The sequence below is a fragment of the Photorhabdus africana genome (assembly GCF_035181445.1).
Lineage (GTDB): Bacteria > Pseudomonadota > Gammaproteobacteria > Enterobacterales > Enterobacteriaceae > Photorhabdus > Photorhabdus laumondii.
Genome location: NZ_JAXBVE010000177.1, coordinates 1 through 483 on the forward strand (window position 1 = coordinate 1; position 483 = coordinate 483).

At 47.0% G+C, this 483-nt stretch carries 1 protein-coding gene; it reads left to right on the forward strand.

What is annotated here, in order from left to right; genetic code table 11:
- A partial coding sequence (locus tag SLS51_RS23290; RefSeq protein WP_323840849.1) for a Tn3 family transposase occupies nt 1-483 on the forward strand: 483 nt, incomplete at both ends.

Sequence of the window (483 nt, forward strand, 5' to 3'; positions counted from 1 at the left end):
ACAGTACGATACAATCCCGTTATTCCAGAAAGTATCTGGGTAAAGGCCGTGGTATCTCGCTCTACACACTGCTCGCCAATTACGTGGCGGTGAATGCGAAAAATATCGGCCTGAACGAGTACGAAGGCCATTCGCTGTACGACATGATTTACAACAATAAAACGGAGATTGATATCCATATGGTGACAGGAGATAACCACTCCTTGAACAAGCTGAATTTTGTCACGCTGGATTCCATTGATGTGGATTATGTACCCAGCATCAAGAATGTGCGCCACGCCGCTGACGATATTTATTCAGCTACCTCCCTGGATTACGATACCGGTATCCTTAAGCCCAAAGGGGTGATTGATGTCGAACGTATCCGCTCTCAGCGGCGAGGCGTTCTGCGTATCTTGCTTTCATTGATCATGCAGGAAAATACCCAGAGCAATATCATCCGCAAACTGAACTCTCATGCCCGTTACGCCAGATTAAAAGCGG